Consider the following 14,092-nt stretch of genomic DNA (forward strand, 5'->3'; position numbering starts at 1 on the left):
ATATAAAAAACCCCTGTAATCCTTCTTAAGCTTGAATAGGAAGGATTACAGAGGTATAAAGAAGAGGCATAAAGAGCAAATAAAATTCTTGTTGACAAAAGATAAAAGCAAGGATAATATATAATTAAGATACCCAACGGGGGTATAGTATAAATAAAAATCTTACCTTCGGGCAGATTGGTGATATGCACAAGAACTATGAATAACATTTGTGTTTAAAGGGAGTGTTAAACGATGAAAACAGAAAATCTGAAGGTTTTTGGCATGACCTGCGCCGCCTGTGCAAAAGCAGCAGAACGGGCTGTGGGCAAGCTTGACGGTGTGGAGAAGGTAAATGTAAATTTTGCCACAGAAAAGATGAATGTGGCATTTGATGCTTCCAAGCTTTCTATGGAAGAGATCAAGGCAGCCGTTGCAAAGGCAGGCTATGAAGCCAAGGAAGAGATCGAGACAAAAGAAGTAGCCATACCTGTGGCAGGTATGACCTGCGCTGCATGTGCAAAAGCTGTGGAGAGGGCTGTTGGTAAGTTAGGCGGTGTAGAAAGTGTGGCAGTAAACTTTGCCACAGAAAAGGCCGTAATAAAGTATAATCCGAAGGATGTAAGGCTTTCTGAAATTAAGCAGGCAATCATAAAGGCTGGATATACACCATTGGAGATTGAAAATAAGAACAGGGTCGATGAAGATAAGGAAAGAAAAGAAAAAGAAATCAAAACCCTGTGGCTGAAATTTGTGGTGTCTGCCATATTCTCCATACCCCTGCTGTATATTGCCATGGGCCCTATGGTACCATGGTTGGGATGGAAACTTCCAGCGTGGTTAGAACCAATGAATTTCCCACTGCTTTATGCACTGGTTGAATTGGTCTTGGTAATCCCAGTGATGATTGCAGGGAATAAGTTTTTTACTGTAGGATTTAAAGCGATTGCTCGTAGAAGTCCTAATATGGATTCCCTTATTGCCATGGGTACGTCGGCAGCATTTCTTTACAGCTTATATTCCATCTACAGAATAAACATAGGGGACTTCATGTATGTGGATGACCTATACTTTGAAACAGCTGGTGTCATTATCACATTGATCCTACTAGGTAAATATTTAGAGGCAGTATCTAAGGGAAGGACTTCAGAGGCCATTAAAAAGCTTATGGGTCTAGCACCGAAAACCGCAATCGTGATTCAAGATGATAAAGAAATTGAAATTCCTATAGAAGAAGTGGAAGTGGGAGATATCATCCTTGTAAAACCTGGAGCAAAAATTCCAGTGGATGGGGAAGTTGTTGAAGGCCATACAACCATTGATGAGTCTATGTTGACAGGAGAAAGTATCCCCGTAGATAAGAAGGTAGGAGATAAGGTTATCGGAGCTAGTATTAATAAGCACGGCTCCATAAAGTTTAAGGCAACAAAAGTAGGAAGTGATACGGCTTTGGCTCAAATTATCAAGTTAGTAGAAGATGCCCAGGGTTCTAAAGCTCCAATTGCCCAGATGGCAGACATCGTATCAGCTTACTTTGTGCCGACCGTATTCGTCATCGCAACCCTATCAGCCCTAGCGTGGTATTTAAGCGGAGAAAGTACAGTATTCTCTTTAACCATCTTTATTGCGGTACTGGTGATTGCTTGTCCATGTGCCCTTGGATTGGCCACACCTACAGCGATTATGGTTGGTACGGGTAAAGGCGCTGAATATGGTGTATTGATTAAAGGCGGAGAAGCCTTAGAAACAACCCATAAGATCCGGACCATCGTATTTGATAAGACAGGTACCATCACCGAAGGTAGACCAGAGGTAACGGATATCGTAACCACAGGAATCATTGAAAGAGATAAGTTGCTTCAGATTGCCGCATCGGCAGAAAAAGGCTCCGAGCACCCTCTTGGAGAAGCCATAGTAAGAGGCGCAGAGAAGGAAAACTTGGAGATGTTGAAATTAGGTAAATTCCTAGCCATACCTGGACATGGAATCCAGGTAGAGATCGATGGACAGCTGATTTTGTTAGGAAACAGAAAGCTTATGGTAGAAAGAAATATCGAATTGACACAGCTTGAAAATGATTCTGACCGATTGGCGTCCGAAGGAAAGACACCGATGTATATGGCCATAGGTAATCAGTTGGCGGGTATTATTGCGGTAGCCGATGTGGTGAAGGAGAGCAGTGCCAAGGCGATTAAGAGGCTCCATGAGATGGGCATTGAGGTAGCCATGATTACAGGTGATAACAAAAGAACGGCCGAGGCCATTGCAAAGCAAGTAGGTATCGACAGAGTATTGGCAGAGGTATTGCCTCAGGACAAAGCCAACGAAGTGAAGAAGCTTCAAGGAGAAGGCAAGAAGGTGGCAATGGTTGGGGATGGTATCAATGATGCGCCAGCATTAGCCCAAGCAGACATTGGTATTGCCATTGGGTCTGGTACAGATGTGGCCATGGAGTCAGCAGATATCGTACTAATGAGAAGTGACCTAATGGATGTACCGACAGCCATTCAGTTGAGTAAGAGTACCATAAGAAATATTAAGCAAAACCTGTTCTGGGCCTTTGCTTACAACGTGGCAGGTATTCCATTGGCTGCGGGTCTATTCTATGCCTTTGGTGGACCAAAGTTAAATCCAATCTTTGCAGCGGCAGCCATGTCTTTAAGCTCCGTTTCGGTATTAACCAATGCATTAAGGCTAAAAGGTTTTAAACCGTACAAATAGAAGTGTAGGTTGTAGGGGCGATTCACGAATCGCCCGTTGACCATAGATGTTGGGCGATTCGTGAATCGCCCCTACAAAATATTATTTTAAATATAATGCTAAACTAAAATGTGATGGAGGAATCACGATGAAAGCGAAAAAAATGATCCTATTGGCAACGACTTTAAGTGCAGCTCTAGTATTTTCAGCTTGTCAAGCAACTGATGTGGTAGGGAAGATAGCTGTAACGTCCTTTGAACAGGTACTCAATACTGCATCTGATAATGTAACCTTTGATGAAGAAAAAAATAGCTGGTCATTGGAATCACCTGCTGGAGATGAATTCAAATGGAGCAAGGATTTTAGCGCAACAGAAGTGGACGGTATTTTAGAATTTGATGCAGCACCATTTATCAATGCAGGACTTGATGTAACAAAGTTACCAGAAGGGTATGTCTATGACCAAGCATCAGATCGATTATCCCTGAATTTTGAGATCGGTCAAGAGAAGTTTGATTATAATGGAGATGCAACAGCATTGGATACATTCAAAAATATCGTTGAGAAGAAAAGAGAGATTGTTGGTTACCATGAGGCATTAGATCACTATGGTATGGCAGTAGGTAATGGGAATATGTTTGAGTGGGCAAAGGATATGAGCACCAATGACAAAGATATTGTTTTCGTTGTAAATCCGCAGCCATTTATTGATGCAGGTGTAGATCCAGAGAAGGTGGAAGGCTGGGCATTTGCAAAGGTTGAAGTGAAGGATAAGGATGGAAAAATGGTGGAAGTAGATAAGTTTTTAAAGCCTTTTGATTTGAAGTAAGATAGTGCGACAAAAGAATAAGATCAAGATTGAGTAAAAGTGGTAGGGGCGCGGGTTTCCCCACTCGAAGACCCTAGAGATCAACCGGTTTGTAGGGAAGGTCCCCTGTGGCCTTCCGGTTATAGGATGGTAACATCTTAGAATTATAATGATACAACATGACGGAACGGCACGGGGGCACGTTCCCTACGTTTTAATCTTGATCTTGATCCCCACAACTTTTAGTTATCGTGTCAGTACGGTTCATAAAGCTTCCTACTATGTCTTGGCTTTTACATGAAAGGAGGGTGGCTGTATGAAAAACTGGTTTAAGCACTTTCTTAAGAAAATTGAGGAAGCGAATAAAAAAAACTTTGGTGATCAGCGGCTGGACTGCTGTGATGTAAACCAAAAAAGCAACAATAAAAAAATACCCCCCCATAAATAATGATAAAAAACTTCCATTTCCCTAGGGTTTACTGAGGGGTGGAAGTTTTTATTTTGCAAGGTAACGGATTATTGTTATATAAGATTTTCTTAAGGTAAAGAAAATCTTTGGCATGTGCGCGGGTTTGTGGTACACTGAATCTATTCAGAAATAGAATTCAGAGTATTATGATTATTTATGTTTGGGGGTTAAAGGAGGACTGTTTATGAAAAATATTGTGGTGGAGAGCTTTACCATGGATCATACTAAGGTAGAGGCGCCATTTGTAAGGAAGTGTGGTCGAATCGAAGCACCTCAGGGAGATATAATCACGAAGTTCGATTTACGGTTTACCCAGCCGAACAAGGAAATCATGCCTACGGGTGCGGTTCATGCACTGGAGCATTTAATGGCAGGCTTTATCAGAGAAGAACTAGACCACGTCATAGATTTGTCTCCCATGGGTTGTAGAACGGGATTCTATTTGATTTTGATTGGGGATATCGAAGAAGAAACGGTATTGCAGGCTCTGATGACTTCCCTGGAGAAGGTTCTAGAAGCAACGGAAATCCCTGCAGTAAATCCAATTCAATGCGGTAATTATAGGGATATGTCACTGTTTGGCGCCCAGGAATATGGGAGAGAAGTTCTTGGAAAGTTAAAACAAAAATTCATCGTTTAATAGGTTAGAAAATCGACAATGGAAAATCATTGTCGATTTTTGTTTTTGGCATAAGTATTGCTTAATATTATAGCAATAGATTTATATCTCATATGGATGGAGAATATATGAAAAGATAGGGTGTTATAGGAGAGAAGGGAAGTTGATTCATTATGATGTTGATCGGTATAATTGTTTTGATGTTGATCCTATATCTAATCTGGTTAGAAACACCAGAGGATCATAGACAACATATAACAAATAAAGATGCAAAATGCTACAACTGTAATCATGAAATCCGGGAGGATTTTGTATATTGCCCTCAATGTAGGATTGCGCTGAAGGAAAAATGTAAAGACTGTGGTAAATATATTAATACGGATTGGAGAAGCTGTCCTTATTGTAATAACCAAAAACTTGAATAGCGTGAAATGAGCGATGTGAAAATATGATGGATATCCTACAAGGGTTGTAGCATATGACACAGTTTATTATAAATGATTGCATAGATATAGAGGGAAATATGGTATCATATGGGTATAGAACTTTTGTAGGTATGCAGGGGGTAACAAATGAATAGAAAAGAAAAATATAAATGGTTTATCATTTTAAGTGTAGCAGGAATTACATTTCTTCATTATGTTACAGGGTCATCCATTTGGGGATTCCACGACTTTTACAGGAGGCTTTACTATATCCCTATTATACTAGCAGCTTTTCAATTTGGTCTGAAGGGCGCTATGTTGACGGCCCTGTCTGTCATTGTTCTATACGCTCCGCACCTGCTGATATATTTTGGGAGAATTAATATAGAGGTAATCAACCAGATGTTAGAGGCATCTATGTTTATCATCATAGGAATGATTACTGGTGCTTTGGTGGAATCCGAATCGAAGGTTAGACGTCTATTGGAAATTCAGATTACGAAATTAACAGATCTTGAAAACTACACTCAAAATATATTGGATAGTATATTAAACGGTGTGGTGGCCATTGATCGAGAGATGAAGATTAGCTCTGTGAATAGGGAAGGTGCAAACCTCTTGCATATGGAAGATCACAGAGACGGTACATATATCTATGATTATTTTGAGGATGGGGAAGACATCAAAGAACTGATTCATAAAGCCATCATTCAAGAGCGTAACGTTTCTCCCTATGAGACCACAAGCTTGAAGGAGCATCATGGAAAGCAAATGATCCGGATTCATGGCTATCCCCTAAGAAATATATTGAATCGTGTAGCTGGGATGGTTATTATCCTGGAGGATATTACTGAGCTGAAGAGATTAGAGGCTCAGATCAGAAGGGTAGATAAACTTTCAGCTGTAGGGGAACTGGCTTCGGGTATTGCCCATGAGATAAGAAATCCTCTGGGTATTATTAAAACAATTTCTCAAACCATTAACAAGGAAATCGAAGATGAAGATATAAAGGAAGGGCTAGAAATTATTGAGATTGAAATCCATCGTGCAAACAAAGTAATTCAGGAATTGCTTGATTTTGCAAAACCAAGTGTCTTCAACTATAAAACACAAAGCATTGATCAGCTCCTTGGGGATGTAATTCGTATCACCTATAAATATGCTGAGCAGCATAAGGTAAATATCCACTATAAAAAAGATGAAGACTTCTCTATTTTTCTAGATGCAGACAAACTAAAGCAGGCGTTGGTCAATGTGATTCTCAATGCGATTCAAGCGATGTCGGATGGTGGGAACCTATTTGTTCACTTGCACGGGAAAGATCATTGGGTACGAATCTCTTTTATAGATGAAGGAAAGGGAATTGAACAGGAACGGATAGAAAAGGTATTTGAACCCTTCTATACTACGAAGGAGAAAGGTACCGGACTGGGATTGGCCATTGCCCATCGAATTATAGAAGAACATAAGGGCTATATGGAAATTGAAAGTGAAGTAGGGACTGGTACGAAATTGGATATATTTTTACCACGACAGGCGGAAGGAGGCCATGGAGATGATGAAAAAAATACTCATAGCCGATGATGAAAAAAATATGATATGGGCCATGAAAAAGGCCCTAAAGGACGAAGCGTACAAAGTTATCACTGCCGGAGATGGTGCTGAAGCAGTGGCCTTAGCCCAGGATGAAGAGCCTGATATCGTGCTGCTTGACCTAAGGATGCCCAAAATGGATGGGATGGAGGCCTTGGCTGAAATCAAGAAAATAAACCCAAAGATACCTGTGATCATGCTGACTGCCCATGGTACTATGGAAAGTGCCATAGAGGCAATGAAGCTAGGTGCTGTTGATTATATTTCTAAGCCCTTCGACTTGGAAGAGTTAAAGATTGTTATTCAGAAAGCATTGAATATAGGGAATATGCAAGAACAAATCGCCTTTTTAACAGAAGAATTAAGCAAAAGTACAGGCAAGATGATCATTGGGGAAAGTGTAAAAATAAAGAATGTACTGCAGCTTGTCAGCCGTGTGGCCAATAGCAATGCTACTGTGTTGATTACAGGGGAGAGCGGTACTGGAAAGGAACTCATTGCCAACGCTATCCATTTCAACAGCCAGCGAAAAGGAAAACCCTGTATCAAAGTGAACTGTGGTGCCCTGCCAGAAGGTTTGTTGGAAAGTGAGCTGTTTGGTCATGAAAAGGGAGCGTTTACAGGCGCTATTTCTAGAAAACCTGGAAGATTTGAGCTGGCCGATGGCGGAACCCTATTTTTAGATGAAGTGGGAGAGCTTACACCGAGCATTCAAGTGAAGCTGCTGCGTGTACTTCAAGAAAAAGAATTTGAACGGGTCGGCGGTACCGAGACTTTGAAGGTGGATGTTAGAATCGTGACAGCAACCAATAGAAACTTGGGAGAAATGGTGTCGAAAGGGACATTTAGAGAGGATCTCTTCTATCGCCTGAACGTTATTCCTATTGAACTTCCGTCTTTAAGGGAGAGAAAAGAAGATATACCCATGCTGGTCGAATATTTTACCGAAAAATATTGCAGGGAAAGTGGAAGGGATAAATTAGTCTTTGATAAAGATGCCATGGATGCATTGGCCAATTATCAATGGAAGGGAAATATTCGAGAACTGGAAAATGTCATCGAGAGAATCGTTATTCTCAACCATGGGGAAACCGTTGGGAAAGAAGCATTACCTAAGGAGATCGTATTTTACAGTAATGAATCTACTCCTTTTATTTTGCCAGCAGAGGGTATTGATTTAGATTCTGTGGAGAAGAGTTTGATTGAGCAGGCTTTAATCCGAACAGAGAACAATCAAACCCATGCAGCTAAGCTATTGGGAATTACCCGTCATACATTGATGTATCGTATGGAAAAACATAACTTAAAGTAAGATGAAAGAGGGGAAATGAGATAGATAAGATTATAAAAGGTGTACTGATTGTGATCGGTACTTTGTCCATGGTTCTAGGGTTTATAGGAATATTTCTTCCTGTATTGCCTACTACACCATTCTTGATCCTTGCATCAATTTGTTATATCAGAAGTTCAGAAAAGCTCCATCGATGGCTTATGAATCATAAGTTATTTGGTGAATATATTCGTAATTACCAAGAAAAAAAGGGGATTCCATTAAAGGTGAAGATTTTTGCCATTGGTTCACTTTGGCTATCCATAGGATATTCAGTGCTGTTTATTATTCCTGTTACGATGATAAAAGTGCTAATGTTCGGGATTGCAGTAGGGGTTACCATCCATATCCTATCCTTTAAGACCTTAGAATAGAACAAAATTGTGAAACATAAAAAGGACCAACTGTATGGTCCTTTTTATGTTTCACAATTTGCTTTTCATTGCATCACAAATCCATCACACTTAGGAAATATAATACAGTTATGCATGAATAAAAGAGGTTGTAAGGGAGGTAGTCGTAGTTGTTAACAAAATTATATTCCAACAAATTTCTCAAGATGGTGGTGCTATTGGCAATCATTGGAGGGATAGGTTTTGCTGGTTACAGGGCTATGAATAAAAGCAAAACAGCTTCGAGTGAGACGGTGACAGCCAGAGAAGAAACGGTAACCAGAGGTGATATTACCATTGGGTTTACAGGGGATGGAGAAGCTGAAATTCCCGTGATAAACCTTGATTTTTCATTAAGCGGCAAAATCAAAGAAATCTATGTGAAAAATGGAGATCAGATTCAAGAAGGCCAGGTGCTTGCAAAGCTTGATGACACGGAATGTGAACCTCACCCCCTAAGATGAAACTTTTTAGAGGGTGCTTCTATTTGCATTAACAAACAGACTCTCTGACTTGGATACGGCCTAAACACGCATATAAGAGCATGACTCTTATAACGCTTTATTTAGGCTAATTAACGAAGCCAAAGTGCGCTCGGTCCTAGCCTGAAGTTCTGGAACTTTTGCCAAAACGTCAGACTCTCTCTTTTCAGAGAGAGTTTTTATTATTTCTCTTATAAAATATCGTGCCCCAATATTATATGAGGCGTTAAGATCAGAATGATACTGCTTTCCTGTAGAAAAGATACACAAGTCCTTTTTGGGATTTCTTATGACGATGCCACTGCCGTCAAAGGCTAGGGCAGATGTGTTCTTAGGGCTTACACGACTTATGCGAATACCTTCCCTGTGGGCTATTTCCTCTACTTTGTTTTGGATTTTCATCTTTGCCCAAAATTGCAACTTTTCTTTATGTCTTTGGGCGTAGCCGTATGTGCCTTTCGGCATTTTGAACTTACTCAAATGCTCAAAAACAACAACATCAGCATCATGCTTTATTGCAAGCTTCATGATTTTATTGACTGTATCATTAACAATTTGTAGTTGCAAGTTGTTAATCTTTCGCCAGTAATTAGGAAGTTTGTTTTTGCTGTTTACGCATGAATGCTTTTGAGTCTTTTTAAGCCTGCCAAGCCTATGAAGCATTTGGTCTTTTTCTATCGGCTGATTGATAAACAACCTGTCGATGACAGTTCCGTCGGACTTCATGGCAGAGCAAACTGCGCTATTGGTTAATCCTAAATCTACTGCAATAGCTATTTTATCCTTTAATTTCTTTTCTTTAAATTTAAAATTTCCCTCAAAGGGAATATGTAAATAGAACTTGTTACCACTCTTAATTAGAGTAGGATTACACTCTTTATAGGTTTCTAAATCTCTTTTTTTAAGGTTTTTACTATCAAAAGTAATGGCGATCCATTGCCAGTCATTATCCTTAAAAACCTTAATCATAACTTCGCTAGAAGAAAGTTTTTGAAACATATTTCCCTTATAGAAGGCAGGAAAAGAATAATGTTTTGTACTTAACGCCGGAGGCTTATCCTTTAGAATCTTGCCTTCGGCTTGTAATTGAGCTTTCTTTTCTTGGTAATTGCTTAGATTTGAGCGATAACTACTAACAATACCTACAGCCTCGTTAATAGCCCCTCTCCTAAAATAGCTTGGAAACTTATAAAAAAGGGAATCGAAACTCTTATATTTAGGGTTTTGGTTTTCCTTAGTTTCGTGAATTAATTTTTCTACAAAGGAGCATTTATCGTTGGCAAAACTCAAGTTAGAGATGTCCTCCCATTCATTATTAACAACTTGAATAATAAATCCGAGGGCATCTCTATAGATATTAAGGGTTGGCACAAATATATCGCTATGACTTGTAATCCTGCATTTTACTGTTTTTGCTAGTTTCATGTTTTCACCTCCTTGTATTTTTCAATAATCCATAGTAAAATTATACCATGCTATATATTGGTTGTAAAGGAGATCGATGCATCATGAAACTAGAATTTTCAAGCAATAGACACTCTGTTTATAGTTTAAAATATCACTTGGTTCTCGTAACTAAGTATAGACATAAATGTATTAATGGCAAAATATTTGACGCAATAAAAGATAAAACATTAGAACTGTTTGAAAAGTGGGAATGTACTTTAATTGAAATGAATCACGACCTGGACCATATCCACATTTTATTTGAAGCACCGCCCCAAGTGCAGTTATCCAAAATCATTAACAGCTACAAAACAGCCACATCTAGGTTGGTCAGAAAGCATTTTGAAGAACATTTAAAAAAGTTTTACTGGAAAGAGTATTTCTGGAACAGGAGTTATTTAATTCTATCTTCTGGCGGTGCGCCCATTGAAGTGATTAAAAAATATATAGAAGAACAAGGAAAAGAATAAATTTAAAGCCACTATCTCCACCCAAGATAACCCTTTGGATGGAGTTTGCGTGGCCTAGTGCTTCCCAATCAAGCAGGACAAATACCGCCGAGCGGTAGTCCCCCAATGGGTGGAGGACAAGGGCAAAGGTCTGGAATCCAAAGGGAAATTAAGCTGACTGGTGAAACTTTGACATTATTGATTCCTGTAGGTGTGCCGATTAATTCGTTTGCTCAAGGTGGCATGAAGGAGTTAGATATTGCAGATATTTATGAGGGAATGATGATGCAAATATGGTACGATAAAGAAGATGAAGCGAGCAAGACGATCATCCGCGTTATGGTCATGCAAGGAAGGTAGTCCTATGGATAATAATGCGGTAATATACATGAAGGATATTGTAAAATCTTATAAAATGGGCAAAAATACTTTAACCGTATTAAATGAGATTTCTTTGAATGTTAATAGAGGTGAATTTGTAGCAATTCTTGGACCTTCTGGCTCGGGTAAATCTACCTTAATGAATATCATTGGGTGTATAGATGTGGCTGATCAAGGAGAATATGCTTTGGCTGGAAAAGACATCAAGGCTAGAAATGAAGATGAATTGGCAGATATCCGCAATCGGGAGATCGGTTTTATCTTTCAAAAATTTAATCTACTCACTAAATATACTGCCCTACATAATGTTGCTTTTCCCTTACTTTTACGGGGGATGAAAAAAGAGGCTGCCTATGAGAAGGCCATGGGGCTATTGGAAAGAGTAGGTTTAGGAGATAGGGTACATCATAAGCCTATGGAATTATCTGGAGGGCAACAGCAAAGGGTTTCCATTGCCAGGGCGTTAGCGGGGCAGCCCAATATTCTGCTGGCAGATGAACCCACAGGCAATCTGGATTCCAAGTCTGGGGGAGAGATTATGGAGATGTTTCTAGAACTCAACAGAGAAGGAAACACCATTGTGTTGATTACCCATGATATGGAGATTGCCAAACAAGCCAAACGGATTATTCAAGTGAGAGATGGAAGGATCTATGATTCTATGTAGATTTAGGATAGTTTTCGAAGGTGTTTAAGTGAAATAAGATAAAATGGTTTAAGGAGAGACATGAGATGGGTGAAGGCAAAATCCTTGTAGTCGATGATGAAGAAAAAATGAGAAATGTGATCAGGGTATTTTTGATGAAGGAAGGGTATGAGATCCAAGAGGCTTCTAACGGGAGAGATGCTCTGGAGAAAGTTTCATGTGATCGTTTTGATCTAATCCTTTTGGATGTAATGATGCCTGAGATTGATGGTTGGACTGTTTGTAGAAAAATCAGAGACGATTTTTCCATCCCGATTATTTTGATGACGGCTCGGGGAGAAGAGTATGATAAACTGTTCGGTTTTGAATTGGGTGCCGATGATTATATTACCAAACCCTTTAGTTTAAAGGAAATGACGGCCAGGGTAAAGGCAGTCATGAGAAGAAGCAAGGAAAGTAACGAACGAAATCATAAGATTATAAAGCTTGGAGCCTTGGAAATTAAAACCCTATCGAAGCAGGTGTTTATTGATAAAGCGGAGATTACCCTAACACCAAAGGAGTATGAACTTTTGTTCTTCTTAGGCAGAAATGCAGAGATTGTATATTCCCGGGAACAGCTTCTCAATAGAGTATGGGGATATGACTTTATAGGAGATGCTAGAACGGTAGATACCCATATCAAACAGCTGAGAGAGAAGCTGGGTAATCATAAAAAATTCATACAAACCGTTTGGGGAACAGGCTATAAGTTTATGATAGGAGAATAGTATGAAAGGCATAAAAAGTAAACTATGGTTTGCAATTTCATCATTGGTCGTCGCCATTTTGATTATCATATGGCTGTTTCAAGTAGGGTTCCTAAACGAATTCTATATTCATGAACGAAAAAATGTTCTATCCAATGAAGCGCAAAAATTGAGTACCCTTCTATTAGAATCAGACCAGCAAAACATGATTTCAGAGAAGGTAATCGAAGAAATCGAGGCATTTACATCTTCTGTGAATGCCAGGATAATTATTCTTGATCAAGGGGGAGAGACTCAGTTTTTTAATATCCTAGATAGATATTTTTTGAAAGCAGGGGAATTTAATCGTCCACAAGCTAGATCTATCGGACCTCTATTAGGAGATAAAGAAATAGCTGTGCACCTGGCGAAGAATCAACCCTTCACCGTGGTGAAAAAGAGACCACAAAGCCATGATGCTTCTATCTTTGTAGGGATGCCCGTGATGCGTGAAAATAAAAAAGTCGCGGATATTATTATTACTTCTCCTTTGGCACCCATCGAAGAAACCATATCAATTCTCAAGAAACAGTTGACCTATGTGTCGATTTTTTCCTTGGGGATTGGAACATTGCTGGCATTATATCTAGCAAGGGTTTTTTCAAAGCCTATTTTGAACATCATCGATGCATCAAAGGAAATCGCGAAGGGTAATTTTAATGCTAAAGTAAGCCATACGTCAGACGATGAGATCGGGATACTGGGTGAAACCATCAATGACATGGCGAAACAATTGGATCGCATCGAACAGTTGCGAAAGGAATTTATCGCCAACATATCCCATGAGTTGAAGACACCTATTAGTTTGATCAAAGCCTATGCAGAGCTGGTGAAGGAAGTTGAAGGTATCGACGTGGATGATAAAAATCAGTATTTGCAGGTAATTACCGAAGAATCTGATAGATTAAACAATATGATCGAAGATATCTTGTATTTATCGAAAATGCAGGCTGGGTTTTCAAATCTGGTATATGATCAAATTTCCTTGAATGATTTGCTATATGGAGTAGTTGAGAAGCTAAGCTATTTTGCACAGAATAGAAACATCGAAATTACTGTGGAAACCCATGAAGAAAACATTCTTATTTATGGGGACAAAGATAAAATATATCAGGTGCTTTATAACATTATCAACAATGCCATTCAGCATTCCTATGAAAATACAAAAATATGGATTAGAACCCAGCTGACCGACCATGGACTTCGAATAGAAGTCATTGATAATGGAAAGGGAATTGCTGAGGAAGATTTACCCTATATTTGGGACCGATTTTATAAAATTGATAAGTCCGGAAAAAGAAATGACAGTGGTACGGGTTTAGGCATGGCTATCGTAAAGAACATCTTAGAGGCACATCATATGAGGTATGGTGTAGAAAGTCAGCTTCATAAGGGAACAAAGGTTTGGATTGAGATGGAATTAAAAAAAGAATCAAGCCATTAGAAAGAGGGGGACTAAGGAACTAATAAACCATATCTGTAACTTATCAAAAACCGTCCATGAAATATAGTCATAGACGGTTTAAAAATGCCAGGGTTTTAAAATATATATTCAATTGCTGCAAATTTGAGATATAATAGGTAT

Annotated in this window: 15 protein-coding genes; 14 read left to right on the forward strand and 1 reads right to left on the reverse strand. The window is 39.2% G+C overall.

From position 1 onward, the window contains the following. Positions 1-234 precede the first annotated feature (234 nt). The 9 genes from K0R93_RS01430 (at position 235) to K0R93_RS01470 (ending at position 8,779) form a co-directional block, all read left to right on the forward strand. The gene (locus tag K0R93_RS01430; protein WP_300296490.1) at positions 235-2,700 is read left to right on the forward strand and encodes a heavy metal translocating P-type ATPase; all 2,466 of its coding nucleotides are present in this window, start codon (positions 235-237) and stop codon (positions 2,698-2,700) included. A gap of 127 nt (positions 2,701-2,827) precedes the next feature. Beyond that, positions 2,828-3,508 (forward strand): hypothetical protein, encoded by a 681-nt coding sequence (locus K0R93_RS01435; RefSeq protein WP_300296493.1) that lies wholly within the window; start codon positions 2,828-2,830, stop codon positions 3,506-3,508. A gap of 295 nt (positions 3,509-3,803) precedes the next feature. Further along, positions 3,804-3,935: an LDCC motif putative metal-binding protein gene (locus tag K0R93_RS01440; RefSeq protein WP_300296496.1), complete on the forward strand. Its 132-nt coding sequence runs from the start codon at positions 3,804-3,806 to the stop codon at positions 3,933-3,935. Between the two features lie 205 nt (positions 3,936-4,140). Then, positions 4,141-4,596: an S-ribosylhomocysteine lyase gene (locus tag K0R93_RS01445; RefSeq protein WP_300296499.1), complete on the forward strand. Its 456-nt coding sequence runs from the start codon at positions 4,141-4,143 to the stop codon at positions 4,594-4,596. 152 nt (positions 4,597-4,748) lie between these two features. After that, the gene (locus tag K0R93_RS01450; RefSeq protein ID WP_300296502.1) at positions 4,749-5,000 is read left to right on the forward strand and encodes a zinc ribbon domain-containing protein; all 252 of its coding nucleotides are present in this window, start codon (positions 4,749-4,751) and stop codon (positions 4,998-5,000) included. Between the two features lie 147 nt (positions 5,001-5,147). After that, positions 5,148-6,584: a two-component system sensor histidine kinase NtrB gene (locus tag K0R93_RS01455; protein WP_300296505.1), complete on the forward strand. Its 1,437-nt coding sequence runs from the start codon at positions 5,148-5,150 to the stop codon at positions 6,582-6,584. Next, positions 6,556-7,905: a sigma-54-dependent transcriptional regulator gene (locus K0R93_RS01460; protein WP_300296508.1), complete on the forward strand. Its 1,350-nt coding sequence runs from the start codon at positions 6,556-6,558 to the stop codon at positions 7,903-7,905. Before K0R93_RS01455 ends, K0R93_RS01460 begins: the two co-directional genes overlap by 29 nt. 50 nt (positions 7,906-7,955) lie before the next feature. After that, entirely contained in the window at positions 7,956-8,297 is a 342-nt protein-coding gene (locus K0R93_RS01465) for a YbaN family protein (protein ID WP_300296511.1), read from the forward strand. A gap of 149 nt (positions 8,298-8,446) precedes the next feature. Then, on the forward strand, positions 8,447-8,779 hold the full coding sequence (locus K0R93_RS01470) for a biotin/lipoyl-binding protein (RefSeq protein ID WP_300296513.1): 333 nt from the start codon (positions 8,447-8,449) through the stop codon (positions 8,777-8,779). Between the two features lie 87 nt (positions 8,780-8,866). On the opposite strand, the gene K0R93_RS01475 is transcribed toward K0R93_RS01470, so the two are convergent. Further along, the gene (locus K0R93_RS01475) at positions 8,867-10,222 is read right to left on the reverse strand and encodes a transposase (protein WP_300296516.1); all 1,356 of its coding nucleotides are present in this window, start codon (positions 10,220-10,222) and stop codon (positions 8,867-8,869) included. Between the two features lie 83 nt (positions 10,223-10,305). Between K0R93_RS01475 and tnpA the strand changes: the two genes are divergently transcribed. The 5 genes from tnpA (at position 10,306) to K0R93_RS01500 (ending at position 13,951) form a co-directional block, all read left to right on the forward strand. Then, a complete protein-coding gene (gene tnpA / locus K0R93_RS01480) occupies positions 10,306-10,713 on the forward strand; it encodes an IS200/IS605 family transposase (protein ID WP_300296519.1) in 408 nt (135 codons plus the stop codon). A gap of 45 nt (positions 10,714-10,758) precedes the next feature. Next, positions 10,759-11,052: a hypothetical protein gene (locus K0R93_RS01485; RefSeq protein ID WP_300296522.1), complete on the forward strand. Its 294-nt coding sequence runs from the start codon at positions 10,759-10,761 to the stop codon at positions 11,050-11,052. Positions 11,053-11,056: 4 nt separating this feature from the next. Beyond that, positions 11,057-11,740, forward strand: a complete 684-nt coding sequence (locus K0R93_RS01490) for an ABC transporter ATP-binding protein (protein WP_300296524.1) — start codon at positions 11,057-11,059, stop codon at positions 11,738-11,740. Between the two features lie 65 nt (positions 11,741-11,805). Then, on the forward strand, positions 11,806-12,489 hold the full coding sequence (locus tag K0R93_RS01495; protein ID WP_300296526.1) for a response regulator transcription factor: 684 nt from the start codon (positions 11,806-11,808) through the stop codon (positions 12,487-12,489). Position 12,490: 1 nt separating this feature from the next. Continuing rightward, positions 12,491-13,951 (forward strand): sensor histidine kinase, encoded by a 1,461-nt coding sequence (locus K0R93_RS01500; protein ID WP_300296529.1) that lies wholly within the window; start codon positions 12,491-12,493, stop codon positions 13,949-13,951. Positions 13,952-14,092 lie beyond the last annotated feature (141 nt).

Origin of the sequence: Anaerosolibacter sp. (assembly GCF_029240175.1) — a bacterium.
Taxonomy (GTDB): domain Bacteria; phylum Bacillota; class Clostridia; order Peptostreptococcales; family Thermotaleaceae; genus Anaerosolibacter.

Coding starts and splice junctions, on each gene's coding strand:
- K0R93_RS01430 (WP_300296490.1), top strand. CDS start 235: ATGAAAACAGAAAATCTGAAGGTTTTTGGCATGACCTGCGCCGCCTGT.
- K0R93_RS01435 (WP_300296493.1), top strand. CDS start 2,828: ATGAAAGCGAAAAAAATGATCCTATTGGCAACGACTTTAAGTGCAGCT.
- K0R93_RS01440 (WP_300296496.1), top strand. CDS start 3,804: ATGAAAAACTGGTTTAAGCACTTTCTTAAGAAAATTGAGGAAGCGAAT.
- K0R93_RS01445 (WP_300296499.1), top strand. CDS start 4,141: ATGAAAAATATTGTGGTGGAGAGCTTTACCATGGATCATACTAAGGTA.
- K0R93_RS01450 (WP_300296502.1), top strand. CDS start 4,749: ATGATGTTGATCGGTATAATTGTTTTGATGTTGATCCTATATCTAATC.
- K0R93_RS01455 (WP_300296505.1), top strand. CDS start 5,148: ATGAATAGAAAAGAAAAATATAAATGGTTTATCATTTTAAGTGTAGCA.
- K0R93_RS01460 (WP_300296508.1), top strand. CDS start 6,556: ATGATGAAAAAAATACTCATAGCCGATGATGAAAAAAATATGATATGG.
- K0R93_RS01475 (WP_300296516.1), bottom strand. CDS start 10,222: ATGAAACTAGCAAAAACAGTAAAATGCAGGATTACAAGTCATAGCGAT.
- tnpA (WP_300296519.1), top strand. CDS start 10,306: ATGAAACTAGAATTTTCAAGCAATAGACACTCTGTTTATAGTTTAAAA.
- K0R93_RS01490 (WP_300296524.1), top strand. CDS start 11,057: ATGGATAATAATGCGGTAATATACATGAAGGATATTGTAAAATCTTAT.
- K0R93_RS01495 (WP_300296526.1), top strand. CDS start 11,806: ATGGGTGAAGGCAAAATCCTTGTAGTCGATGATGAAGAAAAAATGAGA.
- K0R93_RS01500 (WP_300296529.1), top strand. CDS start 12,491: ATGAAAGGCATAAAAAGTAAACTATGGTTTGCAATTTCATCATTGGTC.